Origin of the sequence: Bifidobacterium miconis, from assembly GCF_019331735.1 — a bacterium.
GTDB lineage: Bacteria > Actinomycetota > Actinomycetes > Actinomycetales > Bifidobacteriaceae > Bifidobacterium > Bifidobacterium miconis.
Window position 1 is genome coordinate 154,780 of the sequence record NZ_JAHBBH010000002.1, and the last position, 25,021, is coordinate 179,800.

A 25,021-nucleotide genomic window follows, 5' to 3' on the forward strand; every position below is an offset into this window, starting at 1 on the left:
AATCACTCACTTTCCTCTGTATGCTCGCTCTGGTGGGCCAGCACGAGCTCCTTCACCAATTCCTTGGTCTTGTTCGCCGAGTCGGGGTCGAGCCCGTCGTCGGTGATCACCGTATCCACCTGATCGAAGCGTGCGAACAGCGACAACGAGGTGCAGCTCCACTTGGTGTGATCGGTAAGAATGATGGTTTTGTCGGCGATGTCCATCATCGCCATGTCGGTCGCGGCCTCGAGCGAGTTGGGCATGAGGAAGCCGCGCGGCAGCGACACGGAGTGCGTGCCGAGGAAGACGGTGTTGACGCGCAGGGATGCGACGACCTTGTCCGCGATCGGCCCGACGAGCGAGTTGGACCGCGTGATCACGCCGCCGGTCACGATGACTTCGACGTCCTTCGATTCGAGCGCCTGCACGAGTTCGGCGACGGGGATCGAGTTGGTGAGGATCGTGATGCCGCTGGACTGCTGCGATTCGAGCAGGTGCTGCGCGAAGACATACGCCGTGGTGCCGCCGCCGATGGCGATCACGTCGCCGGGGGCCACGTATTTGACGGCCTCCTGCGCGATGGCGTCCTTGAGGCCGATGTCCATCTGCGACTTTACGGAGAACAACGGCTCGCTGAGCAGCGTGCTGGTGGTGACCGCGCCGCCGTGGACGCGCTTCAAGAGTCCCTTGTCGGACAGTTCGGCGATGTCGCGGCGGATGGTCATTGCGGAAACGCCGAGTTCCTTGCTCAGCGCGGTGATGCGCACCGCACCGCGGGTGCGCAGCCTGCTCAGTATCAGATGTTGACGTTGTGAGGAGATCATTCGAACATTATCGCACACATGCGCGCACAAAACAAACCGAAATGAGCGTTTCGCGCCGCAACACGCCGACAAACACACAAATCATGCCAGCGAACCGCACAAAAACGCACGCATCATCATCCGCGCCCGACGCGAACCGGTCACGGATCCGCCGCGGATCATCCGCATTCCGGCCACAACCCGCACGGCAACGCCGACCGGCGCAGGCGGCAATCGTTCCGTTTTTCGTCGTCCAGTGCCACAATGGGACGCATGACCTACGTATCTGAAAGCTTCTGGCACGACGCCGTGAACAAAGCCACCACCGACCTCTTCACCTTCGGCTACAAGAACATCGTCAAGCCCTGCTTCGTGTTCAACCACACGCCCGACGTGGCGCACGACCAGATGATCGAATTCTGCCGCGTCACCAAGAACATCCCGCCGCTGATGTGGCTGCTGCGCGAAATGCTCGACTACACCGACCCGATCCTCGAAACGAACGTGATGGGCGTGGACTTCGCCAACCCGTTCGGCCTGTCCGCCGGACTCGACAAGAACTGCGACATGCCCGTGCTGCTCGACAACGCCGGTTTCGGCTTCGAGACGGTCGGCTCGACCACCGCCCGCCCGTGCAAGGGCAATCCGCGCCCGTGGTTCCACCGCCTGCCCGAATACGATTCAATGATGGTGCACGTGGGACTGGCGAACGACGGTTCCGCCAAGGTGATCGAGCGCGCGGAGAAGGCGTGGACGAAGGCGAAGAGCATGCAGGTTTCCGTCTCGATCGCACGCACGAACGACGACCGGTGCGGCGATCTGGACGAGGGCATCGAGGACTACTGCACGTCGATGCGCCGCGCCGCCGGCCGCACCGCGATGGTCGAAGTGAACGTGTCCTGCCCGAACACGCACGCCGGCGAGCCGTTCACCGAGACGCCGGAGGCGCTCGACCGACTGTTCGCCGCGCTCGACAGGATCGAGCGCCCGCAGCCGACGCTCGTCAAGATGCCGCTCAACAAGAGCTGGGACGAGTTCCGCGAGCTGCTCGACGTGCTCGCCGAGCACAACGTGCAGGGCGTGAGCTTCGCGAACCTGCAGAAGGACCGCACCGGCATGGAGATTCCGCGCGACTGGGAGGGGGGACTCTCGGGCGGCCCGACGTACCGCGCGAGCAACGCGCTGGTGCGCCAGGTGTACCGCGAGTACGGCGACCGGTTCGCGATCGCCGGCATCGGCGGCGTGTTCACGCCCGAGCAGGCGTATGAGAAAATCCGCTGCGGCGCGAGCCTCGTGATGTTCATTTCCGCGCTCATGTACCGTGGCCCCCAGCAGATCACCGTGTTGAAGCGCGGCCTCGCCGAACTGCTGCGCCGCGACGGCTACGACAACGTCGCCCAGGCCGTCGGCGCGGACGCGTGACGCTCGCCTCCCCCGGCCCCTTCCCCGTCAGTGGGAAAACCGGAAGCGAAGCTGACTGAGGGGCAGTCGGAAGATTCGTTCGCATCCATACGATGCGCGATCTCCCGGCTACCCCTCACCTGTCATTCCTGTCATTGGCGATGTCACTGGCGACAGGCGCCATGCCTCGTTCAGTACGCGCCGCGCACATACTGCGGCTGATACGGCGCGTCGGCCGTGGCCAGCCCAAGCTTGTACGCCGCGCGCAGCGGCCAGTACGGTTCGCGCAGCGCGGCGCGGCCGATCTCGACGGCGTCGGCCTCGCCGCGGGCGACGATCTTCGCCGCCTGCTTCGGCTTGGTGATCAGTCCCACCGCCGTCACGGGCACGTCCGCACGGTCGCGCACCTGCGTCGAGAACGGCACCTGGTAGCCGGGCTTGACCGGAATCGTCACGTTCGGCACGATGCCGCCGGTCGACACGTCGACCAGATCGACGCCGTGCTCGCGCACGACCTTCGCCACGTCGACGGTCTGGTCGAGATCCCAGCCGCCGGCGGCCCAGTCGGTCGCGGAAATGCGCACGAGCAGCGGCATGTCCTCGGGGATCGCCGCACGCACCGCGTCGACGATCTCCACCAGGAAACGCATGCGGCCGGCCAGATCGCCGCCGTATTCGTCCGTGCGCTCGTTGCTGAGCGGGTCAAGGAACTGCGAAATCAGATAGCCGTGCGCGGCGTGGATTTCGATCGCCTGGAATCCGGCGCGCACGGCGCGGGCCGCCGCGTCGCGGAACTCGCCGACGATGCCGTGGATCTCCTCCACGCTCAGTGCGCGCGGCATCGCGTAATGGCCGTAGGCGATCGGGCTGGGCGCCACGGTCTGCCAGCCGCCCTCTTCGAACGGCACGCTGCCGCCGGCGAATCCCACGCCAAAGCAGCCGGTCGAGCCCTTGCGGCCGGCATGGTTGAGCTGCACGGCGGGCACTGCGCCGGCCTGCTTGATGCCGTCGACGATCCATCGCCACGCCTCGACCTGATCGTCGTTCCACAGGCCCGTGTCACACGGCGAAATGCGGCCTTCAGGAGCCACGGCGGTCGCCTCGCAGATGATCATGCCGAACCCGCCCATCGCGCGCGACACGTAATGCTGGTAGTGAAACGGCGTCGGCTTGCCGTCGCGTGCCACGGCCGAATAGGTGTCCATCGGCGGCATCCAGATGCGGTTGCGCACGGTCACGCCGCGCAGCGTCATGGGCGTGAACAGCGTGGCCGAGCCCTTGCCCTTCTTCATCTTCTTGCCGCTTTTGCCGTCTTTGCCGTCGGTATCGCCCATCGTGCTTCCTTTCCGAATGCGAACCCGAACGCGGATCCCGCCGGATCCGCGTGCTTCCCCCGATAAGGGTGCGCTTCCGCCATTGTACGACGAACGGTCAAACGGCATATACGACGAGCGTCCGCCGTAACGGGCGGGCGCTCTCATGCCGTCGGGCTTGCGTGGCCGTCACCGGCCGCTGCTGGTCGTGCCCGACTGCTGGCTGTTCGAACTCTGCTGGTTGCTGGTTCCCTGCTGGTTCGACGTGCCGCTGTTGGACTGGCTCGAATTCGACTGGTTCGACTGATTCGAGTTCGACTGGGTCGAATTGCCGCCGGTCGAGTTCGAATTGGACGAGTTGTTGCCGGTCGTGCCGTTCGAGTTCGTGGTGCCGCCGGTCGAATTGTTCGTGTTGGTGTACGTGCCCAGCGTGCGGCCCTGAATCGTGGTGACCGAATTGCTGGTGGCCGTGTACTTGGACGACGGCGTGCCGTAGTCGTTGCCCACGTCCTTCGACATGCCCTTCTTGTCCGCGTACGCGTCCATGAACTCCTTCCACGCCGGGGCCGCGATGGTGCCGCCGTCCCAGTAGCCGCGGTAGGTGCCGTTGATCGCGATGTTGGCCACGGGGTTCTGCATCGGGGCCTGCGCGTCGCCGACGAGCACGAACGTGGCGATCTGCTTGGGGATGAAGCCGCCGGTGGCCATGTACATGGTCTCGTTCGTACCGGTCTTCGCGAAGGTCTTGCGGCCGCTGCTCAGCTTGGCGAACACGCCGGCGCCGTCGGAGCGCAGCGTGCCCTGGTTCATCGTGTAGGCGACGGTCTGCACGATCTCCTTGTCGATGGCCTGATGACAGTTGGCCTTCGGCACGCTGATCTCCTCGCCGTTCATGCGGGTGACCTTCTTCATGGCGATCGGCGTGCATTCGACGCCGTCGGCCGCGAGGGTCGCGTACATGTTGGCCATGGTCAGCGGGGAGACGTTCACCGAGCCGATCATCATGGCCGGGTTGTACGTGGCCGGCACCTGATCGATGGTCTTGAGCGTGGACGCGTCGTGGTAGCCGGCCTGCGTGTAGGCGTCGGCCACGCGGCACAGGCCGATGATCGCGCCCATCGACGCCTGCGTGGTGTTGTGCGAGCGGACGAGGCCGAGGAACGGGCTTTCGGGGTTGACCGTGTCGTTGGTGATGGCGTTCGTGACCGGCCACAGTTCGGTGGTGCCCGAATAGTTCTGCATCTTGCCGTTGTAGTTCTCGCACGCGAACTCGCTGGTCGCATAGCTGGTGGTGGTCTGCAGGTTCTCGTTGATCGAGCGGCCCGCCTCCATCCACGCGACCAGATTGAACGGCTTGATCGACGAGCCGACCGGGAAGCCCGCGCCGCCGCCGTCAGCCGCGTCGACCATGTAGTTCATCGACGTCTGCGTCTGGTCGGTGGCGTCGCCGCCCGTGTACGTTCGGTTGATGCCGAAGCCGAGCACTTCGCCCGTGCCGGGCTTGACCGAGGCCATCATGATTTCGAAGCCGCTGGGATCGGTGGGCGGGACCGTGTCGCGCGCCGCCTTCATGAGCAGCTGGTTGGCGTCCACGTCGAGCGTGGTGACGATGCTCAGGCCGCCCTCCTTGAGCAGCTGGAGGCGGGCCTCCTTGGTCTTGCCGAATTCGGAGGAGTTGAGGATGCGCTGGGTCACGTACGCGCAGAAGAACGCGTAGTCGCCGGCGTTCTGGCAGCCGGTGGTCAGCGGCTGGATGTTGAGCGTGTCCTTGATCGGCGTGTTCACGGCCTCGGTGTATTCGGCCTTGGAAATGTAGCCCTGCTCGAGCATCAGCTGGAGCACCGTGTTGCGCTGCTTCTGCGCCGTGGGCAGGTTGGCCTCGACCGACGGATCGAACTTCTCCGGGTTCTTCGTGATGGCGGCGATGGTGGCCGACTGCACGATGTTGAGGTCCTTGGCGCTCACGTTGAAGTAGCGGCGGGCCGCGGTCTCCACGCCGTAGAGTCGGTTGCGGCCGAACTGCGCGATGTTGAGGTAACCCTGCAGGATTTCGAGCTTGGAGTACTTCTGCTCCATCTGCACGGCGATGAGCATCTCGCGGATCTTGCGCGCGACGGTGCCTTCGGAGGCATGGTAGCGGGCGATCGGGTCGTTGTCGCTTTCGGCCTTGGTGATCAGCACGTTCTTGACGTACTGCTGGGTGAGCGAGGAGCCGCCCTGCTCGTCCTGCTTGAGCACGTACGTTTTGACGAACGCGCGCATCACGCCCTGCACGTCGACGCCGGCATGGTCGAAGAAGCGCTTGTCCTCGCGGGCCACCACAGCCCAGCGCATGTACTTGGACACGTTCTTGATGGGCACGACGATGCGGTTGTCCTCATAGAATTCGCCCATTTTCGTGGTGCCGTCGGAGGCGTACATGATGGATTTCTGCGGCAGGCTCGTCACGTCGAAGTCGATGCCCTCCACCTGAAGGGAGGGAACCAGCGCCTGCGTGGCCTTGTTGGCGGCGAACACGGCCGGCATGAGCAGCACGCTCGCCGCCACGCCGCCCGCCACGCACAGCGTCACGTAGGCCATGATGAGCGAGAGCACGCGTGCGACGGTAGGGGATTTCTTCTTGGGCATACAGCTCATTCTAAGGGGCCGGGTCTACCTTGCCGGTTTCCGTTCCGCCCTTGCGCGCATTTCGTCACAAAACCCGCAACAGCCTAATAACGGCTGGATATTGCCTTGGAGCGGCGCTCCGGACGCTCCCGGCGCTACCGCCGCGACCGCCGGATGAGCATGCCCGGCTGGTAGATGATGATGGAACGCCCCTTGCGCGCGATCCAGCCACGGTTGGAGAAGTCGGTGAGCGCCTTGTTCACGGTTTCGCGCGAGGAGCCGACCAGCTGGGCCATTTCCTCCTGCGTAAGATCGTGCGGCACGAGCAGGCCGTCCTCCATCGGCTCGCCGAACCGGCTGCCGAGGTTGAGCAGCGTCTTGGCGAGACGCGCGGGCACGTCCATGAACACGAGGTCGCTGATGTGCTCGTTGTTGGAGCGCATGCGCGCGGCCATGACCTGCAGCATGTTGATGGCGACGCGCGGATGCTTGTCGAGCCAGCCGAACAGGGCGTCGCGTTCGAGCCAGACGACGCGCGTGTCGTCGGTCATCGCCACGGCGGACGCGGTGCGGGGGCCGCCGGTCGGATCGAACACGGGGATTTCGCCGAGCACCTCGCCGCGCGCGTGGATGGACAGCAGCTGCACGCGGTTGTCGGTCGAGGTGCGGGTGAGCTTGACCTTGCCCGATTCGAGCACGTACAGGCGGCAGTCGGTGTCGCCTTCGCGGAAGATGAAGTCGCCTTTGTCGAGCGTGGTTTCCATGAGGTACGGCAGGAGCTCCTCGGCCTGATCGGGCGCGACCTGGGCGAACAGCGCCGTGTGCAGCAGCGTGTTACTTTCCTCTGGCACTTCGTTCGGCTTGCTTACGCTCATCGCACCTTCCTTGCTGTCATCGCTGCCTGTGTCGTCGCCGTCCGATCGCATGGTCGAGGCGGTTCCGCATGACTGACCATATTATTGTAATCGCCCCGTCGCCGTTCGCGGCGTTCCGTCTTTTTCCACGAACCGCGCGCATGGCGTGGCGCTCGCGCCGGCGGTATTCGTTGCCGACGACCGGTTTCAGACGTATGCGCCGTGGGAGGTCATGCCGATAGGCGATCGGCCACCCCGGCACCGGACAGCGGCCGCGCGCCACGGCCGATCAGATGCGCGATGAACCGTTCGATGATCGCCTCCCGTGCAAGTCCGGTCTGCGAGCGCAGCGGATCGACCCTCTTGCGCGCCGACTTCACGGCCTTGTCCGACATTTTTTCGGATGACGTGTTGAGCACGCGCGCCATCTTCCCCGCATCGATGTCGTACGCCATGGTCACGTGGTGGAGCACCGCGCCGGGGCCTCCGTTCGCCGCGGGGAACCGGCGTTGCGCCGCTCCCCCGATTTTGCCGTGGGACGACGCGATGTCGTTGAGTCCTGCGAACCGTGCATCCACGCCGATGGCGCACAGCGCGTCGATGAGCCACTGGTCGCACAGCCGGTACGACGTTTCGACGTCGATGCCGTCGACGAACGGCAGCGGCGCGTACAGCGAGTAGGTGATCGTGTTGCCGGGTTCGATGAACATGGCCCCGCCGCCCGTGCACCGGCGCACGACGGCGATGCCCTCATGCGCGGCCTCGTCCTCGTGGACTTCGTCCGGGATCGACTGGAACCGTCCGACGACGACGGCCGGTCCGGCCCATTCCCAGAATCGCACGGTCGCGGGTCTCAGCCCGGCGGCGACGTCGCGCGCCCATTGTTCGTCGACCGCCATCTGTTCGGCCGGATCGCGCGGCGCGTCATGCACGACAAGCGGCCGCAGCGCCGCCCACCGCGCATGCCACCGATCCGCCTCGCCGTCCGTATCGCCGTCCGTATCGTCATTGCGGGCCAATGCGCTGGTGCCGTCCGCATCGTTTCGGGCCGCCGCAATCCCGCTTTCCTGGTCATTGCGCGCGAGGCGAAGCCGGTCCGAGCCTTCTTCCCCGTCCGGGGCCGGACGACCGTTCATCGTCGGGCGGATGCCCATCGCCCGCGCATACGCCGTTTCGATCGCAGCCGCGTCCGTGCCGACGAGACGCGCGCCGTCATGCCTCGCAATGGCGGACATAACCGACGCTCCCACAACCAGCGTCCGTTCCACGTCGTCGATCAGCGCCTGCGCCTCGGCATCGTCGCCTTCGACGAAGAAGTCGCCGTCCAGCCGGCATGCGAGCGCCCGCCCGTCCGCCGGATCGGCCGTCACATTCACGCCGACCAGCTTGCCGCCCGGCGTCTTGCATTCGCCCCGCAATATCCTCATGCGGCAATGATAAGGCCCCGCCGTCACCGGCAGGGCCTTGCAACATATCCGTTCGCGCGAATCCGTCAGATGCGGGCGAGAATGTCCTCGCCGACCTGCGCGGTAGAGCGTTCGGTGGAGCCGAGCTCCTCAATGTCCGCTTCGACGGCCTTGTGGATCTTCTTCGCGGCGTCGTCGAAGCCGAGGTGCTCGAGCAGCATCGCGGCGGACAGGATCGCGGCGGTCGGGTTGGCGATGCCCTTGCCGGCGATGTCCGGGGCGGAGCCGTGGATCGGCTCGAACATGGACGGGTATTCGTTGGACGCGTTGATGCAGCCGGACGCCGAGTATCCGACGCCGCCGACGACCGCGCCCGCCTCGTCGGTGAGGATATCGCCGAAGAGGTTGTCGGTGAGGATCACGTCGAACTTGCTCGGGTTGGAGACGAGGAAGATGGTGGCCGCGTCGATGTGCGAGTAGTCGTGGGTGACCTCGGGGTACTCCTCGCCGACCTTGTCGACGATGCGCTGCCACATGTCGCCCGCGTTGACGAGCACGTTCTTCTTGTGCACGAGCGTGATGTGCTTGCGGCGCTTCATGGCCAGCTCGAAGGCGTAGCGCACGACGCGCTCGACGCCGTATGCGGTGTTGATGGACACCTCGGTGGCGACTTCCTGCGGGGTGCCGCGGCGGACCGCGCCGCCGGCGCCGCAGTAGAGGCCTTCGGTGCCTTCGCGCACGACCACGAAGTCGATGTCGCCCGGGTTGGCGAGCGGCGAGGTGACGCCCTTGTACAGCTTGGACGGGCGCAGGTTCACGTACTGATCAAGCGCGAAGCGGAGCTTCAGAAGCAGGCCTCGTTCGAGGATGCCGGCCTTGATGCGCGGGTCGCCGACCGCACCGAGGAGGATCGCGTCGGTCTTCTTGATGCGTTCCAGCTCCTCGTCGGGCAGGATGGCGCCGTCGCGCAGATAGCGCTCCGCGCCGAGGTCAAAGGGCTCGTAGGTGAAATCGGCCACACCTTCGGCGGCCTTTTCGAGGGCCTTCTGCGCCCACGGGGTGACTTCCTTGCCGATGCCGTCGCCGGGAATCACGGCGATTGTGTATGTCTTGCTCATAGCACGCGAGACTACACGCGCGCCCACAGGCCGGCCGCCGGCCTCTCAGCCTGTGGACACGCGATTGGTCCGACGAGACGCGCGCTCAGTGCAGGATGTTCATCACGCTCAGGCACCACGCGTTCTCGTAGGAGACCTCCTCCCACTGCTTGTAGCGCCCAGACGTGCCGCCGTGCCCGGCCTCGACCTCGACCTTGACGACCGCGTCCACGCCGGCCGCCTGCAGTCGCGCCACCCATTTGAGCGGTTCGACGTACAGCACGCGCGTGTCGTTCATCGACGTGGTCACGAACAGCTTCGGGAAGTCGCGCACGCGCGGGTCGGCCGGGTCGGCGGGCGCGTTTTCGTACGGCGTGTACGACTTCATGTACCGGTACACGTCCGCGTCGTGCAGCGGGTCGCCCCATTCGTCCCATTCGGTCACGGTCAGCGGCAGCGACGGGTCGAGGATCGACGTGAGCGCGTCCACGAACGGCACGTCCGCCTCGATGCCGGCGAAACGCGAGGGCGCCATGTTCGCCACCGCGCCCATGAGCAGGCCGCCGGCCGACCCGCCGTTGGCCACGGTGCGCCGCGGATCCGCAAGCCCGGCATCCTGCAGGGCCGCGACCGCATCCACGAAGTCCTCGAACGTGTGCTTCTTGTTGAGCCTGCGACCCTGCTCGTACCATGCGCGGCCCATTTCGCCGCCGCCGCGGATGTGCGGCACGGCGTACAGCACGCCGCGGTCGAGCATGCTCAGACGGGCGACCGAAAAACCCGGATCAGAGCCGATTTCGTACGCGCCGTAGCCGGTGACGAACAAGGCCGAATCGGATACGGGGATGTCGCGCCGCCATGCGAGCGACACGGGGATCTGCTCGCCGTCGCGCGCGGTGATCCACACGCGGCGCTCCATGTAGTCGCGCGGATCGAAGTCGCCGAGCACGGTGGCGCGCTTGAGCAGCCGGTCCTCGCCGGTGGACGGGTCGAGTTCGTGCAGTTCGCCGGGACGTGTGTAGCTGGAGAACGCGTAGCGCATGCGCGGCGCGTCGTACGACGGGTTGCCGCTGGTGCCGATCGAGTACAGCCGTCGCGTCTCGCCGGGCAGCAGGTCGTCGGCCGCGCCGTCCCACGTCGTCACCATCGCGGCCGCGCCGTGGTGTGCGTGCGGTCCGGCGAAGTCGTCGCCGGTCATCGCCGCCGCCGATTCGGCCTCGTCGACGGTCGGGTCGACGTCCCAGTCGCCGTCGAGCGCGGGCGGCGTCAGCTCGCGGAACGACCACGGCCGACCGGACAGGAAGTCCTCGGCCGCCTGCCGCTTGGTCATGACGGCGACGTGCGGCAGCCCGTCGGTGCGGTACGAGAGCGCGACGAAGTGGCGGTGGATGGCGATGCCCTCGATCGCCAGCCCGTGCGCGCCCTGCAGAATGACCGGATTGCAGGGGTTGACGTACCCGGCTCCGACCGGACGCGCGCCGGCGCCGGGCTCCACGTCATCGCCATGCTCGCAGCCGTACGGCGAGCCGACGGCGACCGGCATGCCCTCGCCGAGCCGGTACGGCGGCTGATGCGAGCGCATGTCGATCACGTCGATTTCAAAGTTCGGATTCGTCGCGTTGTGGTAGACGACCGCGAGCGGCACGTCCTCGCCGTGTTCGCCGGCTCCTTCGAAGCAGGCGAAGCTCACGTCGTACTCGATGTCGGGCTCGCGCGGGATGAACACCGAGAACTCGCCTTCGGGATCGCTCACCGGCAGCATCCACACTTCGGTCGAGGTCTTGGACCCGGTGCCGATCACGATGCTGCGCTCGTCGAAGCTCATGCCCACGCCGGCCCAGAAGCGCTCGTCGGCCTCGCGGTACACTTCGGCGTCCTCGTCGACCGGCGTGCCGACGCGGTGCCGCCGGATCGCGTACGGCCGCCACGCGTCGTCGAGCAACGTGTAGAACACCCACTTGCCGTCGGGAGTGAAGCACGCTCCGGCGATGCCGTCGAGCCGTTCGGGCAGGTCCTCGCCGGTTTCGAGGTCGCGGATGCGGAAGTCGTAGCGTTCGTCGCCGGCGGTGTCCACGCCGTAGAGCATCCATCGGCCGTCGCGGCTCAGGTCCATGCCGCCGAGCCGGAAGAAGTCGTGGCCTTCCGCCTCGCGGTTCGCGTCAAAGATGATCTGCTCGCCGGGCATCGAGCCGGGTTCGGAGGCCGGGTCGACCACCGGCGGATCCCAGTCGTCGTCGGAGCGCACGGGGATGCGGCACTGGTAGCCGTACTGCTGGCCTTCGACGGTGCGTACGAAGTACCAGTAGCCGTCCATGCGCGTCGGCACGGACATGTCGGTCTGCTGGATGCGCGACTTGAGCTCGTCGAACAGGGTGGAGCGCAGCCCGGCGAGTCCGGCCATGCGCGCCTCGCAATAGCGGTTCTGCGCGGCCACGTAGCCGCGCACGTCGTCGGATTCCTTGTCGCGCATCCACTCGTAGGGGTCGGTGAACGTGTCGCCGTGGAACGTGCGCTCGTGCGGCACGCGCTTGGCCTCGGGCGGCACGGTCGGCGCGTGCTGCGCAACCGTCGCTTCCGATGCGGCGGTTGCCGGGGTCTTCTCTTCGTCAGTCATGACCGCCCATTGTAATGCGCGCCCGTCCCGGCCTCCCGCCGTCGGCCGCGCCGTTTGTTCAGCAGTGCTCGCGCAGATACGGCAGCATCGTCTTCATGAGGTTCGACCCGGTGGTGCCCATGAACACGGGCACGTCGGTCACCGGCACCGGCTGGGTCGCGGTGACGCCGGCCACGGACGACAGCGGCGACGATTCGCGCGGGCTGAGCTGCCGGATGGCGATGGCGAGCACTCGGCCCGGATAGCGGCGGGTGATCGTCGCGTACGTGGTGGGGTCCTTCTGCCCGTCGTCGCCGATGAGGATGAACTTCATGTCCGGGAAGTCGGCCATGAGCTGTTCGGCGAATTCGAGCTTGTGCTGCGGGCCGGTGGGTACGAAGGTCTTGGGCCGCGGGTCGAGGTCGCGCAGCAGCAGCGGGCCTTCCGGGAAGCCGTGGTCCTCGACGAAGTGCCGGATGGAGCTTTCGACGTTCCACGGCGAGGTGGACAGGTAGAAGAACGGCGCGTCGGGGAACAGGTCGGCGAGCTTGGTGAACAGCACGCTCATGCCCGGCACGGACGCTTTCTTCTTCGGGTTGAGCAGCAGCAGGTTGTAGGCAGCCTTCCACAATGTGGGCGCCTGCGTGATCATGATGGTGTCGTCCACGTCGGAGATGATGCCCACGCGCGCGGTGGACGGCACGGTGAACAGGTTGGCGTGCACGGTTTTGCGCCGCGCGACCTGATAGGAGACGCGGTGCACGCCCGGTTCGAGCCGGTGCTCCGCGACCAGATCAAGATAGCCGCTCGAGTCGGAGATCGCGTATTCGCTGTCGAGATCGCGGCTGTGGTCGACGCGGTCGTAGGTTTCGGACTTGCCGACCTGCACGGTGGTCAGCGGATTGCCGTCGATGGCGATGCGCACCTGCTGGCGCGGCGCCGGCACGGTGAGCATGCCTCGGATGCCGCGCGTGAGCGCGCCGGACTGCGCGTGTTCGGGCGCGTATACGGTGCGGCAGATCAGGCGCGAGTAGTCCTCGGTGCCGTAGCCGACGTACGGTTCGACGTTCGGGTACCAGCCCCAGCGTCTCACCGCACGTGTGGAGAAGCGCACCCACAAACCGAACGTGTTGGTGATGATACGGCGCGTGGCCTGCACGGGCAGCGGCTTGTTCTCGATACGCTCATGCTTCGACGCCGCGTCGAAGGTGGTGACGACCCGTCGCGCCGGAATCGGCACGGTCGCCATCTCGTCCTCGTCCGTCGCGTCGGCGGCGGGCATGATCCGTGGATTGCGCTGTTCCCTGCTCATACCCCGAACTATACCGCCCGCCGCCGCTAAAACGGTTACCGGCCGCTACTTGGCCAGCTTCGCGTACTCGTCGGCGGTGAGCAGGTCGGGCTCGTCGTCGTCGAGCTCGATCTTGAGGATCCACCCCTCGCCGTACGGATCGTTGGTGATCACGCTCGGATCGTCCGCGGCCTCGCGGTTCACGTAACGCACCGTGCCGGACACCGGGCAGATCAGCGGCTGGACGGCCTTGGCCGACTCGAGCTCGACGATCTCGTCGCCGGCCTCGACGCGCGTGCCGGTTTCCGGCAAATCGACGAACACGAGTTCGCCCATCTGGTTGGCCGCGTATTCGGTGATGCCGACGAGCGCGGGCGAGACGGATTCGTCCACCCACACATGCTCCTCGGAATACGACAGATGCTCGGGGACTTCAAGGTTCAGCGGCTGTTCTTCGTTGTTTTCGCTCATGGTCACTACCCTACCTTACGAACGCCGGGACGCGCGCCGGACGCGGGGCACGCCCGCGTCCTACAGCTCGCGCCCGTACCATTCCTCGATCATGTACCGTGCGATCGTGGCCTTGCCGGGAGCCGCCATGCGCCCGGAAATCAGCTCGTTCGTGTATTCGTCGCGGGTCACCCAGCGCGCGATCGCGGTTTCCTCGCCGTCGACGTGCACGTCGGTGGTCAGCGCGTGCGCCTTGAACGCCATCATCAGCGACGCGGGGAACGGCCACGGCTGCGAGCCGAGGTAGCGCACCTCGCCGAGCTTCAGCCCGACCTCCTCGAGCGCCTCGCGGCGGGCCGCGTGCTCGAGGTTCTCGCCGGCCTCCACGAATCCCGCGGACACCGAGTACAGCCGCGCGTCCTTCCACGCCTTGTTGTGCTGCAGCAGCAGGCGGTCCTCGCCGTCGACGATCGCGGTGATCACGGCCGGTTCGACGCGCGGGAACAGGAGCCGCCTGCCGTCAGCCTCGTTTGTGCAGCGCTGCGCCCAGCCGCCCATCGCGGGTTCGACCGGCGCGCCGCAGGTCGGGCAGAACCGCTGGCGATTGTGCCAGATGCTCAGCGTGATCGCGCTGGTCGCCTGCCCCGCCTCGCGCGCGGAGGCATGCGGCGCGAATCCGCGCAGGTCGACCCAGTCGAAACGTCCGACGGCCTGTTCGAGCAGGCTCTGGTGCGCCGCGGAAACCGGCGCCGTGTCCGGCCGCTCGTCGAACGCGTCGTCCGCGCCGTTGCCGGCCGAATCCGGCACGTCGGGCCGCGCCGAGGCCGCCGCGGATTCGACGCGGGTGATGTCGACGGCGATGACGTGCTCGTCGCGTTCGCCGCCGTAGCCGCCGAGGAACATGGCGACGGCCTGCGGATGGGCCGCGAGTTCGGCGGTCAGGTACGCGCCCGGCAGCGTGGCGAGCCGCATGTGCACGTGCTCGTAGTCGACGATCGCGCCCTGCCCTTTGGGCACGGCGATGCGACCGGACCGCGTGAGGATGACTTTCGTGGCCGGTTCGGCCAGCAGCGAGGGGATGAGGTCCGGCTCGCCGCGGCGTTCGGTCTGATAGTCGATGTCGCCTTGCGCGAGCGGCAGGAACGGCAGCGCTTGGGTGAGCGCCAGCGGTGAAAACATGATGATTACTTCCTTCCGACGATGTCGCCGACGATCATGGTCCGTCTGCGTTGCGATGCGCGGCGCGCGCCGATGCGACCGGCGCCGCCGACGACGCGAGGCTCAGCCGACGCGCCGCATCAGGTCGACGAGCGCGGCCGCGACGGTGGCGGGATGCTCGGTCGCGCTGAAATGGCCGCAGTCGGCGATTTCGGTGTAGGTGACGTCCGTGCCGGTCATCGCGTCCGCGACGGCGCGCATGACGGACGGCGGGCTGAACGGGTCGCGGTCGCCGCCGATCACCGCGGCCGGAGCAGTGACGAGCGGCAGCTGGTCGTTGAGGTCGGGGCGTCCAGCGGCCATGCGCTGACGCCATGCGATGCCCTCGGGACGCTGGTCGCGGATCCACCGCGCGAACAGCGCCTTGCCGGTGTCGGAGCGCTTGAAGCTCGAATCCGCGTCTGTAGCGTCGGCGAAGTGCATCACCGGATCGACCGTATGGCCGCTGTCGCAAGCCTCAGCCACGCGCACGCGATTCGCTCGCTGCGCCGGCGCGTCGGCGTCGCCCTTCGTGTCGCACATCGCGAATCCGGCCACGGCGTCCGGGTGGCGCCGCTGGATGTCGAGGATCACGTAGCCGCCCATGGACAGGCCCGCCCATACGGCCTTCTCATATCCGGCCTCGCGCAGCAGCGCGACGTACGCGTCGGCCAGCAGGTCGAGCGCATGCTCGTACGCGCCGTCCGCGGCCGCTCCCCCGGCGGCGAGCGCCACGGACGAGGCCTCATCGTCGCCGGCCGGCGCGCCGGCCGCAGCGTCCAAGCCCGGAATCGGACTGTCACCCGCGCCCGGCATGTCTGGCGCCCACACGGCGAAGCGCGGCAGCCCGGCCGCGTCCGCCTGCCGGATGATCTCGGCCGCGCAGTCGTCCCACATGCGGTGGTCCACCGGGAACGCGTGGACGAGCACCAGCGGCGCGGACGCGCCGTCGCCGTCGCGGTACACGTTGTTCTTCAGTTGAAAAGTCTGCAATGTCATATCTGCTTTCCGTGTAACGGCCCGCCTTCGGCCCTGCAATTACGGACTCGCCTACGGCGAGGCTCAATCCGACCTTCGCTCACCTACCGGTTCGCTCAGGCTAGGCCTACGAACAGTCCACCGGACTGTTCGCTTAACGGCCTAGCCATGCCAATGCCCGGCGCACGATGTCGCCATGGCCGTTGACCATCTGGCCGATGAACGTTTCCATCATGTCGCCGTGCGGATCCACCCATTCCACGTCGAGCGTCTCGTCCTGCGGCTTGCAGTCGCCGGCGATCGGCACCACGTAGCACAGCGCGATCGCGTGCTGGCGCGGATCGTAGTATTCGCTGACCCCCGGGGTCGGGAAGAACTCGGCCACGCAGAACGGCTGCAGGCTCTGCGGCAGCACGGGCAGCGCGATGTCGCCGAGGTCCTTGGCGACGTTGCGGGCGATCGCCTCGCGCAGCGTCTCGTGGAAGAGCACGCGGCCGGTGATCAGCGTGCGTTCGATCGACCCGTCGTCGGAGACGCGCAGCAGCGAGCCGACCTGCGCGACACGGCCGAGATCGTCGGTGCGCACCGGCACGATCTCGACGTACGCGATCGGCATCTGCCGGCGGGCGCGATCGATGTCGGCCGGCCCGAGCCACCCCGGAGGGTTCCCACGGCCGGTCCCGTGGATGAAATCCTCGGGCGTGATGTTGTCGAATTCCCCGCGGCGACGGCCCGCGTCGAAGTCGCCCTCGTCGGGCACCTCATCATTCATGACTGGCATGGCTCCCATTATCACCCGCTTTCGTTGCGCGGCGCGCGACCGCCTCGCACAGCGAAACGCGACACTCGGATTTTTCGGCTTTGGGTGGAAGTTGTTGAGTGGTGCTGACATGCTGGTGTTTAGGCTATGTCTACAGGGGATAGGCTCAGCACAGCAAATATAAAGGAGAAAGAAACCATGGCAACCGTTGCAGTCACCACCAAGGATTTCGAACAGACGATTTCCGACAACGAGCTGGTGCTCGTCGATTTCTGGGCCACGTGGTGCGGCCCGTGCCGCGCGTTCGGCCCGGTGTTCGAGAAGGCGAGCGAGGCGAATCCGGACATCGTGTTCGCCAAGGTCGACATCGACGAGAACCAGGAGCTCGCGACCGCGGCCGGCATTCAGGCCGTGCCGACGCTCATGATCACCAAGAAGGGCCAGGTCGTCTTCAAGCAGGCCGGCGCGCTGCGCGCCTCCGACCTCGACGATCTGATCGCTCAGGCCCGTGGCCTCGATGTCAACGCCGCGCCGGCCGCCGCCGAGGAGCAGGCCGCCGAGTAACGCCAGGCGGGCCGAGACGTTCACCCGGGCAGGGCGAACGTCTCGGCGACAACCCGCAACGACACGCATGCGGTGCCGGGCCTGATCATCACCGATCAGGCCCGGCATTTCGCTGTTGTTGCCGCTCATCCGGCGAGCGGACTACACTGGACGGCAGTGTGCCAGTCCGCCGTCGTACTGCGAGTCGTACGTACGGCACCACCGGCAAGCATTATCCGATCGTCCAAGGAGCAATATGGCCAATCACCGCAGGCAGACGCCCACGCTGAAATCGTTGAGCAAACGTCAGTGGCTCAAGTTCGCGGCGATTCTCGCCGCAGTGGGCATGCTTGCCGGCGCCGGCGTCATCTCCCGCAACTTCTACGTGACGGAGCACCGGGCGGCAACCGCCTCGCAGGTCTCCTCGTATTCGGCCACCGATTCCGACGCCCTCGAGGTGTCCCGTGGCACGTCGCGCGAGGCGCTGCGCCACGCCGACAAGAACGCGTCCTACGTGACGGTGAAGGTCAACGGACAGTCCCGCACGGTGCTCGGCTATCACTTCACCGACGTCAAGTCCGTGCTCGACGCGGGAGACATCACGCTCGAGCCGGACGACAAGGTGAGCCCGTCGCTGACCAGCGAGGTCAGCGAATCCACGGTGATCACCATCGAGCGCGCCGGCACGCAGGTGGAGACGAGCCAGGAGCCGATCGCGTTCAACACGGTGAAGAAGGAGACCGACGACCTGCCGAAGGGCACCGAGAAGGTCGAGACCGAGGGCCAGAAGGGCGTGATGGAGATCACGAGCCTGGTCACCCGCTCCGGCGACACGGTCGTCTCGTCGAACGTGTTCACCTCCTACGTGAAGAAGGCCCCGGTCGACAAGGTGATCCTCGTCGGCACCGGCGTCGACACGACGGCCGAAACCGAATCGAACGCCGCCTCCGACACGGCCTCCGTGATCGGCACCACCACGCCTGTGGGCGACATGCAGCAGTGGGCGCACGACTACCTGCTCGCGAACGGCTATTCGGAATCCGACTTCACGGCCACCGTCTACATCATCAGCCACGAGTCCGGCTGGCGCGTGAACGCCACGAACGCCTCGTCGGGCGCGTACGGCCTCGCGCAGGCGCTGCCGGGCAGCAAGATGGCCTCCGCGGGCGCGGACTGGGCCACGAACTACCAGACGCAGCTCAAGTGGTTCTGGAACTACTGCGCCAGCCGCTACGGCTCGATTCAGGGCGCGTACAACTTCTGGGTCGCCAACAACTGGTACTGATCCGCGGTTCGCGTCGCGGGCGCGCATTGAGGGGGCCGTCGGTGCAAACCGGCGGCCCTTGCCGTATCCGGTCCGCATCCAGTCTGTAGCCAGCCCGCATCCAGCCGCGGCTCATGCACGTGCAGGCCTTGTCGCGGCACGTGCATTCGCCGTCGGGGAAGCCCGCGCGACCCCGCGACGAAGTGCTACCGTAGTAGTTCAATGCCCCCGTATCCGTTCGCCTCGAAGGAGGGCCCTATGACATTCAACCGGTACATCGCCTTCAGAATGGTGCTGGAGGTCGTCGGCGCGGTCTCCTGCGCCGTGCTCGTGTTCGTCAAGAACGATCTGGCCGGGTTCCTCGTCACCGGCGTGATCGCGCTGCTGTGGATCATCGGCGAGATCGTGGTGATCACGATGTTCAACCGCAGCAACCCGCGCACGGACGAACTGTCGGACCGCCACCAGTACGCGGCGGTGCGTTTCTCGTTCATGACGCTCGTCGGCGCGCTCACGATCATCGGATTCGCCGGCATGATCTCGTCGCTGGCGATGCACGCGCCGTGGCAGGTCAGCCCGATGCTGCTGCCCACGCTGGCGATGCTCGCGCTGTCGCTGTCGGACGCGCGCTACCTGTGGCTGGAGACCGACGGACTGCGCGGGGGTGATGATGAGGACTAGTCTCAAGCTGCGCCGCATGGAGCGTGGGATGAAGCAGTCCGATCTCGCCGATCTGGTCAACGTTCGCCGCGAGACGATCGGCCGGCTTGAACAGGGCCAGTACTGTCCGTCGCTCAGGCTTGCGATGGACATCGCCAAGATCTTCGACACCACCGTCGAGGACCTGTTCAGTTTCGACGACGAAACCGACTCCCCCTCCCCCGCCAAATAGGGACGACTATAGCCTATAGCGCGCCTCGCAGGCCCCCTCGGCTGAGGGGGCCGTCAGCGCAGCTGACTGGAGGAGTGCCTCACTCGATCACCGCCGATCCCGAGATAAGCCATCCAATATTTGGCCATACATGCCCCTCTTCGGCGTGTCGCGGGGCATTTTCGTCGAAATTCATCTCACGTTCACGCAGAATCGTTGGAATTCCAACGATTCGCACACAATCTACCAAAAAATCAACGTGTGCGGACATTGTCGCATCGCGTGATGCCGTTGTCACCTCGTGTGACGGCGATGTCACATACCCCCGTTCCGCCGGGAAACCGGGACTTGCACCGGTCGAAACCGTGAGTATAGTAATCGGCAGCACCAAGGAATTGGGGAAACTTAAGGACTTCGTGCTGATGCACAACAATGATTTGTGGAGGTTCATTATGAAGAAGAAGATCGTGGCCCTGCTGGCCGCCATCGCTACTGTTTTCGGTTTCGGCTTCGCTTCCAGCGTTGCCATGGCTGACGATTACGGCATCACCGGCTCCGTCTCCGGCAGCGTCGTGACCCTGTCCGCTCCGGCCGGCACCTTCGCCGCCAACGAGGAGCTGTCCATCACCGTGGACGACACCTACGTCTCCAACGTCACCTTCGCCGCCGACAAGACCTACACCGGCAACGCTCACGCTGATGGCTCTGCCACCATCGAGCTGACCCTCACCGACGCTGCTCTGGCCAACGGCTACACCGCGACCTACACCGTCAAGGGCCTGACCTCCGGCAAGACCTACACCGCTTCCGTGACCGCTCCGGCCACCGGCAAGGGTGGTGTCGCCTCCGGCGCCGATTCCAACGCGACCACCGCTGAGACCGGTGCCGCCATCGCTCCGTACGCCGTTGCCGTCGCTCTGCTGGCCGCCGCTGGCATCGCCGTCTTCGCCGTGCGCAAGACCTCCGTTCGCTGAATTCATTCAGCGTAGCTGATCTTTTCAAGACCCCGGGCTTGCTCGGGGTCTTTTTGTATGCCTCCAGTGAATCTTCCGCGATCGTCCAGCCGTTGTCCGGGCGATCATCGTCACGAATAGTATGGTGAAATCATGAAAGTACTGTTTGTCTGCACCGGCAATATCTGCCGTTCTCCGATGGGCGAGCTGCTGCTCCCCCGCTACTTCGACGACCCGTCCATCACAGCCGACAGCGCGGGCACGCGCGGGCTCGTCGACCATGAGATCGACCCGTCGAGCGCGAAGCTGCTCGCGGCCGACGGCATCGACTCGAGCGCGTTCCGTTCCAAGCGCATCACGCCGCAGCTCGCGAACGACGCCGACCTCATCCTGTGCTTCGAGCCGCACCAGCGGCAGGACATCGCCACGCTCGCGCCGCGCGCCGGCCGCCACACGTTCCTGCTGACCGACTTCGCGAACATGTGCACCTACTGTGCCCAGCAGGGCTATCTGGAGGGCTCCACGCAGCCCGAGCACATCGCGTCGGTCATCGACAACGCCTCGATGATCCGTCCGATGCTGCCCGCGCCGCTGACCATCGAGGATCCGCACCGCAAGGAATTCCCGGTCTTCCAGAAGGCCCACGACCAGATCTGCCAGGCGCTGTCCATCATCGCCAACGCCACCAAGTAGTCTTTCTGCCGCTCCCCTTGTTAGGGGAGCTGTCGCGGCAGCGACTGAGGGCACCAAAGGCCTCAAGGCCGGGTGGGCATGCACACGGTGCGTCCACTGCGCGCATGCCCTCCATACGACGAAGGCCCCTCTCCGATTCCGGAGAGGGGCCTTCTTGATGTTCCGACAAAGAACGTCGGGACTTACTTCTTCGCCGACGAACGGCGCTTCTTGCGGTGCTGCTGCGTCGCGTCGTCGTCATCGTAGTAGTAGTTGCCGTAGCTGCTCGTCTTCTTGCCTTCCTTCGCGAAGTTGAAGACGAAGCCGGTCACGGACACGCCGAGGTTGTCGAGCTGGGATGCGATGTCGCGCAGCTCGCGCTTGTCGGTCACGTCACGGCCGGAGACGAGCACGATGCCGCTGCCCATCGCGCCGAACACGGCGGCGTCGTTGGCGACGATCATCGGCGAGGTGTCGATGATCACGTAGTCGTACTGGGTGAGCGCCTGGCGGATCAGCTCCTTCATCGTCGCGGAGTTGAGCAGCGCGGACGCGTTCGGCGGCTTCGGGCCGGCCGGCATGATGTGCAGGTTCGGCTTCCAGTAGCGCTGCACGACGTCCTTGACGGACGCCTGACCGGACAGCACGTGCGCGAGGCCGGCGTTGCCTTCGAGCGAGAGCTTGTCGGCCACGGACGGGTGGCGCAGATCGGCGTCGATGAGCAGCACGCTCGCGCCGTTTTCGGCGAGCGTCGCGGCGATGTTCGCGGACGTGGTGGTCTTGCCCTCGTTCGGGCTGACGGACGAGATGACGATCAGGCGCGCGTTGGTGCCCTCGACCGGCGCGGTGAACGATAGGTTGGTGCGCACGCGGCGGTATTCCTCGGCGATGGAGCTGCTCGGCGCGGACACGATGACCGGCACGGGCTGCTTGAGCGCCTCGTCGTCCGGAATACGGCCCATGATCGGCGCGTCGATGATCTCCTGCAAGTCGTGCGCCTCCTGCACCTTGGTGGACAGCAGGTCGCGGATCAGCGCGACGAACACGGCGAGGATCGCGCCGACGACCAGACCGATCGCCATGTTGAGCGCCACCTTCGGCGAGCTCGGCGAGGTCGGTTCGGTGGCCTGCTGCACGATCGACAGCGTGACCGGCGACTTCTGGTCGGAGGCGTACAGCGAGTTCTCGACGACGCTCTTGAGCGACTTGGCGACGTTGTTGGCGATGGTGGCCGACTGCTGCGGCGACGAATCCTCCACGGTGATGTTCACGAACGCGGTGTTGGTCGGGTTGGAGACGGTCAGCTGCTGGCCGAGCTGCTCGACGGTCACGTTCAGGCCGAGATCGTCGATGACCGGCTGGAGCACCGCTTCGGTGGTGGTCAGCGTCGGGTACGACTTGATCTGGTTGGCGATGTACGAGCTCGCGTTGTTGACGGAGGAAATGTCATCGCTGTTGGCTGAGGTCTGGCTGTACGTGGCGAACAGCTGGGTCGTGGCCGAGTACTTCGGCGGCACGAGCAGCGTGTACGCGCACACGGCCGCGAACACCACGACGAACGTGATGATGGCCGAGATGAGATGCTTGCGGATGATGCGCAGCATGTCCATGAGCGTGACGCCGCCGTCACGCTGCTCAATGGCTTCTGCGGGCATCTGGCCCTGCATCGGTTCGCTTTTTTCTGCGGAAACCACGAGGCTCTCCCTCTTCAATCAATGTGCACACAAAACGAAATCAATCGTATCAAGATGCGTGTACCCCCTACACGGTCTGCCCATTTTTCGCATCGCTCGACTTGATCTGTCCATTCGTCCCGATCACCGTTTCCATATTCCTTCCAGTGCTGGCGGCAGCCTCGTGCGCGGCGCATCCGACACCGTACCCACACATTCGCTTGGTACAGTGGCTCACGGAAATCGACCGGAAGGAAAATCCGAGCATGTCCTCCAACACATCCCAGCCAATCGCGTCCGCCGCATCATCCGCACCATCCACGCCCACCGGGCCGCCCGTATCCGGGCACATCGCGGACCTGCCGTCCGGCGCGCTCACGGAACGGGTGTCGCGCATCACCGTCACCCCGTCGGATCTGCTGCTGTTCGCGGCGGTCGCAACGCTGCCGTTCGACGGCACCAAGCTCGGCGTGCCGCTGCCGTACTGGACGCCGATCGCGCCGTGGCTGTTCGCCGCGTACGCGATCGTCAACGCGCGCTATCTGCGCGACACGATGCGTCGCTTCCTGCCGTTTTTCCTGTTGCCGCTGCTGCTGGTCACGATGTCGTTCTACGGATGGCGCACGATCGGCGTGCATGCGATTCCGCTGGCCAAGTCGCTGCTGTCGTTGCTCTTGGGATTGTCGTGCCTTGCGTCGCTGGACATCGGCATCAGGCTGAAAAAAGTGCCGGTCCGCACGCTGCTGACGACGCTGTTCGCCGCATACATGCTCGCATTATTCACCGGCGTGCTGCAATACGTGGCGTTGGAAAGCCACTGGAATTGGCAGCGCGTGCGCGCGTATTTCTGGAATCTCATCTACCGCTATTACGCGTCGATTCGTCCACAATTCCTGTTTGCGGAGCCGAGTTATATCGGCATGCATTTGTTCGGCGTATTGCTGCCGGTGTATTGGCTGACACGCGACCGCAGGATCGGCGCGCTGGTGCCCGCGTTCGCGGTCGCCGCGATCGCGATGGGTTCGGGCACGCGCATCGTGCTGGATTCGATCGTCGCCGCGTTCCTATGGATCGTCGGCACGGTGAATTTCCGTTCGCGCAAGGTGACGGCCGGATTCGTCGGCGCGCTGAGCCTGATGGCGGCGGGCGGCGCGAGCGCGCTGATGTTCGATTCGCGGTTGAACGCGCTTGCCACGAGGGGATTGTTGTCCGGAGACGGTTCGATGAGCGCGCGTATTTTCCATATGCTGGCTCCGATGTGGGCGTGGAAGCATGATCTGCGGCATCTGCTGTTCGGTTGGGGCTCGGGCAATATCGCGGATGCCGTGCGCACCGGATATGCGGGCGCGCGTCGCTGGTACGACGCGCACGGCGGCATGGCGAATCAGGAAATCGACGGGTTGGCCAATCCTCCGGCCGACACGTTCACGATGAGCGCCTACGCGAGTTTCATCACCGAATTCGGATTGCTGTGCTTCGCGGCATTGCTGCTGCTGATTGTGCTGCATGTCACGCGTTGCCATGCGTGGAATAGGCTGACGATATGCTGGCTGATTTTGGTCGCGTATTTGTACGTGCAATTCGAATCGTACGCGTTTTATGCGATTCCGCTGCTGCTGTGGGGCGTGACGATATTGGGGAATGATATTTTCCATAATGATTCTTGTACATCGGCGAATATGCGGTCGAAAATAGACTAGAATATATATTGTTATTGTTCATGATATTCGTCGCCTATTCAAGGAGTTATTATGGCGTCTTTGCTGCAGGGTTTTGAAGAGGTCAAGCTGGTCAAGCCGCTTGGCAAAACCGTGATGACCATTACCGATTCGGCGGTTCGATTCAATAAGGCCACCGCCGAGGCGCTTGGCTTCCCCACGTTCGTGAAGGTGCTCATCAACGACCGCACCAAGCAGATCGCCGTCACCCCGGCCACCACCAAGGCCGACAACGCCATCAAGTTCAGCAAGGCCGAAGGCAAGCAGACGGCGTCAATCAGCATCAAGGACGCCACCGTCGTGTCCGCCATCGCTCCGTACTTCACGCTGGAGGAGGCTCCGGAGGGCGAGATCGCCTACGTGTCCGTCGCCGGCACCCCCTATCAGGGCGACAAGGTCGTCATCTTCAACGTCGCCGACGCCACCCCCGGCACCATGAAGCGCCGCGGCCGCAAGAAGGCCGCCTGATTCTCGGCCTTCTCTTCTCTGCCTCTGTATGCACAAAGAAGGGTGGTGAGCTTCCCCGCGAGGGAAGCCCACCACCCTTCTTTTGCTATTCAACGCCAATCAACCCACAGGAGCTCCCTCTGACGAG

22 protein-coding genes are annotated in these 25,021 nt (G+C 65.5%); 9 read left to right on the forward strand and 13 right to left on the reverse strand.

The window, feature by feature from the left end; all coding sequences use genetic code 11:
* Positions 1-2: 2 nt before the first annotated feature.
* A complete protein-coding gene (locus tag KIH79_RS01385; protein ID WP_033495812.1) occupies positions 3-806 on the reverse strand; it encodes a DeoR/GlpR family DNA-binding transcription regulator in 804 nt (267 codons plus the stop codon).
* A gap of 252 nt (positions 807-1,058) precedes the next feature.
* On the opposite strand from KIH79_RS01385, the gene KIH79_RS01390 reads away from it, so the two are divergent.
* Complete coding sequence (locus tag KIH79_RS01390) at positions 1,059-2,207, forward strand: quinone-dependent dihydroorotate dehydrogenase (protein ID WP_219057737.1); 1,149 nt, start codon at positions 1,059-1,061, stop codon at positions 2,205-2,207.
* Between the two features lie 170 nt (positions 2,208-2,377).
* On the opposite strand, the gene KIH79_RS01395 is transcribed toward KIH79_RS01390, so the two are convergent.
* The 11 genes from KIH79_RS01395 to KIH79_RS01445 form a co-directional block, all read right to left on the reverse strand.
* Positions 2,378-3,478 carry an NADH:flavin oxidoreductase/NADH oxidase gene (locus tag KIH79_RS01395; RefSeq protein ID WP_236023522.1) on the reverse strand — a complete coding sequence of 367 codons (1,101 nt, stop codon included), beginning with the start codon at positions 3,476-3,478 and terminating at the stop codon, positions 2,378-2,380.
* A 210-nt stretch (positions 3,479-3,688) separates the two neighbouring features.
* The gene (locus KIH79_RS01400; RefSeq protein WP_219057739.1) at positions 3,689-6,136 is read right to left on the reverse strand and encodes a transglycosylase domain-containing protein; all 2,448 of its coding nucleotides are present in this window, start codon (positions 6,134-6,136) and stop codon (positions 3,689-3,691) included.
* 125 nt (positions 6,137-6,261) lie between these two features.
* Positions 6,262-6,981, reverse strand: coding sequence for a Crp/Fnr family transcriptional regulator (locus KIH79_RS01405; RefSeq protein WP_219057740.1), 720 nt, complete (start codon positions 6,979-6,981; stop codon positions 6,262-6,264).
* 209 nt (positions 6,982-7,190) lie between these two features.
* Entirely contained in the window at positions 7,191-8,387 is a 1,197-nt protein-coding gene (locus KIH79_RS01410; protein ID WP_219057741.1) for a lipoate--protein ligase family protein, read from the reverse strand.
* Between the two features lie 65 nt (positions 8,388-8,452).
* A complete protein-coding gene (locus KIH79_RS01415; protein WP_033495820.1) occupies positions 8,453-9,484 on the reverse strand; it encodes a 3-isopropylmalate dehydrogenase in 1,032 nt (343 codons plus the stop codon).
* Between the two features lie 85 nt (positions 9,485-9,569).
* Positions 9,570-12,077, reverse strand: coding sequence for a S9 family peptidase (locus tag KIH79_RS01420; protein ID WP_219057742.1), 2,508 nt, complete (start codon positions 12,075-12,077; stop codon positions 9,570-9,572).
* Positions 12,078-12,135: 58 nt separating this feature from the next.
* Positions 12,136-13,368 (reverse strand): App1 family protein, encoded by a 1,233-nt coding sequence (locus tag KIH79_RS01425; RefSeq protein ID WP_236023510.1) that lies wholly within the window; start codon positions 13,366-13,368, stop codon positions 12,136-12,138.
* A 45-nt stretch (positions 13,369-13,413) separates the two neighbouring features.
* Positions 13,414-13,818 carry a glycine cleavage system protein GcvH gene (gcvH, locus tag KIH79_RS01430; RefSeq protein ID WP_219057743.1) on the reverse strand — a complete coding sequence of 135 codons (405 nt, stop codon included), beginning with the start codon at positions 13,816-13,818 and terminating at the stop codon, positions 13,414-13,416.
* A 60-nt stretch (positions 13,819-13,878) separates the two neighbouring features.
* Positions 13,879-14,976, reverse strand: a complete 1,098-nt coding sequence (gene nudC, locus KIH79_RS01435; RefSeq protein WP_219057744.1) for an NAD(+) diphosphatase — start codon at positions 14,974-14,976, stop codon at positions 13,879-13,881.
* Between the two features lie 102 nt (positions 14,977-15,078).
* On the reverse strand, positions 15,079-15,993 hold the full coding sequence (locus KIH79_RS01440; RefSeq protein WP_219057745.1) for an alpha/beta fold hydrolase: 915 nt from the start codon (positions 15,991-15,993) through the stop codon (positions 15,079-15,081).
* 133 nt (positions 15,994-16,126) lie between these two features.
* Positions 16,127-16,753, reverse strand: coding sequence for an NUDIX hydrolase family protein (locus tag KIH79_RS01445; RefSeq protein ID WP_219057746.1), 627 nt, complete (start codon positions 16,751-16,753; stop codon positions 16,127-16,129).
* Positions 16,754-16,930: 177 nt separating this feature from the next.
* On the opposite strand from KIH79_RS01445, the gene trxA reads away from it, so the two are divergent.
* The 6 genes from trxA to KIH79_RS01475 all read left to right on the forward strand — a co-directional run bounded on the left by trxA (position 16,931) and on the right by KIH79_RS01475 (position 21,056).
* Positions 16,931-17,296 (forward strand): thioredoxin, encoded by a 366-nt coding sequence (gene trxA / locus KIH79_RS01450; RefSeq protein ID WP_219057747.1) that lies wholly within the window; start codon positions 16,931-16,933, stop codon positions 17,294-17,296.
* Between the two features lie 235 nt (positions 17,297-17,531).
* Positions 17,532-18,560, forward strand: coding sequence for an aggregation-promoting factor C-terminal-like domain-containing protein (locus KIH79_RS01455; RefSeq protein WP_219057748.1), 1,029 nt, complete (start codon positions 17,532-17,534; stop codon positions 18,558-18,560).
* Positions 18,561-18,797: 237 nt separating this feature from the next.
* The gene (locus tag KIH79_RS01460) at positions 18,798-19,220 is read left to right on the forward strand and encodes a hypothetical protein (protein WP_219057749.1); all 423 of its coding nucleotides are present in this window, start codon (positions 18,798-18,800) and stop codon (positions 19,218-19,220) included.
* Positions 19,210-19,431, forward strand: coding sequence for a helix-turn-helix transcriptional regulator (locus KIH79_RS01465; protein ID WP_219057772.1), 222 nt, complete (start codon positions 19,210-19,212; stop codon positions 19,429-19,431). Before KIH79_RS01460 ends, KIH79_RS01465 begins: the two co-directional genes overlap by 11 nt.
* A 431-nt stretch (positions 19,432-19,862) precedes the next feature.
* Positions 19,863-20,384 (forward strand): hypothetical protein, encoded by a 522-nt coding sequence (locus tag KIH79_RS01470; protein WP_219057750.1) that lies wholly within the window; start codon positions 19,863-19,865, stop codon positions 20,382-20,384.
* 132 nt (positions 20,385-20,516) lie between these two features.
* Positions 20,517-21,056, forward strand: coding sequence for an arsenate reductase/protein-tyrosine-phosphatase family protein (locus KIH79_RS01475; RefSeq protein WP_219057751.1), 540 nt, complete (start codon positions 20,517-20,519; stop codon positions 21,054-21,056).
* Between the two features lie 182 nt (positions 21,057-21,238).
* Here KIH79_RS01475 and KIH79_RS01480 read toward each other — a convergent pair whose 3' ends face one another.
* Entirely contained in the window at positions 21,239-22,702 is a 1,464-nt protein-coding gene (locus KIH79_RS01480; protein ID WP_219057773.1) for a tyrosine-protein kinase domain-containing protein, read from the reverse strand.
* Positions 22,703-22,974: 272 nt separating this feature from the next.
* Between KIH79_RS01480 and KIH79_RS01485 the strand changes: the two genes are divergently transcribed.
* Entirely contained in the window at positions 22,975-24,408 is a 1,434-nt protein-coding gene (locus tag KIH79_RS01485) for a hypothetical protein (RefSeq protein WP_236023512.1), read from the forward strand.
* A gap of 51 nt (positions 24,409-24,459) precedes the next feature.
* A complete protein-coding gene (locus KIH79_RS01490; RefSeq protein ID WP_219057752.1) occupies positions 24,460-24,894 on the forward strand; it encodes a hypothetical protein in 435 nt (144 codons plus the stop codon).
* The last annotated feature ends 127 nt before the right edge of the window (positions 24,895-25,021 follow it).

What these genes read in the sequence shown, in the direction of transcription:
- KIH79_RS01440 (WP_219057745.1), bottom strand. Translation starts at nt 15,993, where the DNA reads ATGACATTGCAGACTTTTCAACTGAAGAACAACGTGTACCGCGACGGC.
- KIH79_RS01410 (WP_219057741.1), bottom strand. Translation starts at nt 8,387, where the DNA reads ATGAGGATATTGCGGGGCGAATGCAAGACGCCGGGCGGCAAGCTGGTC.
- gcvH (WP_219057743.1), bottom strand. Translation starts at nt 13,818, where the DNA reads ATGAGCGAAAACAACGAAGAACAGCCGCTGAACCTTGAAGTCCCCGAG.
- KIH79_RS01420 (WP_219057742.1), bottom strand. Translation starts at nt 12,077, where the DNA reads ATGACTGACGAAGAGAAGACCCCGGCAACCGCCGCATCGGAAGCGACG.
- KIH79_RS01400 (WP_219057739.1), bottom strand. Translation starts at nt 6,136, where the DNA reads ATGAGCTGTATGCCCAAGAAGAAATCCCCTACCGTCGCACGCGTGCTC.
- KIH79_RS01475 (WP_219057751.1), top strand. Translation starts at nt 20,517, where the DNA reads ATGAAAGTACTGTTTGTCTGCACCGGCAATATCTGCCGTTCTCCGATG.
- nudC (WP_219057744.1), bottom strand. Translation starts at nt 14,976, where the DNA reads ATGTTTTCACCGCTGGCGCTCACCCAAGCGCTGCCGTTCCTGCCGCTC.
- KIH79_RS01485 (WP_236023512.1), top strand. Translation starts at nt 22,975, where the DNA reads ATGTCCTCCAACACATCCCAGCCAATCGCGTCCGCCGCATCATCCGCA.
- KIH79_RS01415 (WP_033495820.1), bottom strand. Translation starts at nt 9,484, where the DNA reads ATGAGCAAGACATACACAATCGCCGTGATTCCCGGCGACGGCATCGGC.
- KIH79_RS01465 (WP_219057772.1), top strand. Translation starts at nt 19,210, where the DNA reads ATGAGGACTAGTCTCAAGCTGCGCCGCATGGAGCGTGGGATGAAGCAG.
- KIH79_RS01455 (WP_219057748.1), top strand. Translation starts at nt 17,532, where the DNA reads ATGGCCAATCACCGCAGGCAGACGCCCACGCTGAAATCGTTGAGCAAA.
- KIH79_RS01470 (WP_219057750.1), top strand. Translation starts at nt 19,863, where the DNA reads ATGAAGAAGAAGATCGTGGCCCTGCTGGCCGCCATCGCTACTGTTTTC.
- KIH79_RS01385 (WP_033495812.1), bottom strand. Translation starts at nt 806, where the DNA reads ATGATCTCCTCACAACGTCAACATCTGATACTGAGCAGGCTGCGCACC.
- KIH79_RS01395 (WP_236023522.1), bottom strand. Translation starts at nt 3,478, where the DNA reads ATGAAGAAGGGCAAGGGCTCGGCCACGCTGTTCACGCCCATGACGCTG.
- KIH79_RS01460 (WP_219057749.1), top strand. Translation starts at nt 18,798, where the DNA reads ATGACATTCAACCGGTACATCGCCTTCAGAATGGTGCTGGAGGTCGTC.
- KIH79_RS01490 (WP_219057752.1), top strand. Translation starts at nt 24,460, where the DNA reads ATGGCGTCTTTGCTGCAGGGTTTTGAAGAGGTCAAGCTGGTCAAGCCG.
- KIH79_RS01445 (WP_219057746.1), bottom strand. Translation starts at nt 16,753, where the DNA reads ATGCCAGTCATGAATGATGAGGTGCCCGACGAGGGCGACTTCGACGCG.
- KIH79_RS01390 (WP_219057737.1), top strand. Translation starts at nt 1,059, where the DNA reads ATGACCTACGTATCTGAAAGCTTCTGGCACGACGCCGTGAACAAAGCC.
- trxA (WP_219057747.1), top strand. Translation starts at nt 16,931, where the DNA reads ATGGCAACCGTTGCAGTCACCACCAAGGATTTCGAACAGACGATTTCC.
- KIH79_RS01425 (WP_236023510.1), bottom strand. Translation starts at nt 13,368, where the DNA reads ATGAGCAGGGAACAGCGCAATCCACGGATCATGCCCGCCGCCGACGCG.
- KIH79_RS01405 (WP_219057740.1), bottom strand. Translation starts at nt 6,981, where the DNA reads ATGAGCGTAAGCAAGCCGAACGAAGTGCCAGAGGAAAGTAACACGCTG.
- KIH79_RS01480 (WP_219057773.1), bottom strand. Translation starts at nt 22,702, where the DNA reads ATGCAGGGCCAGATGCCCGCAGAAGCCATTGAGCAGCGTGACGGCGGC.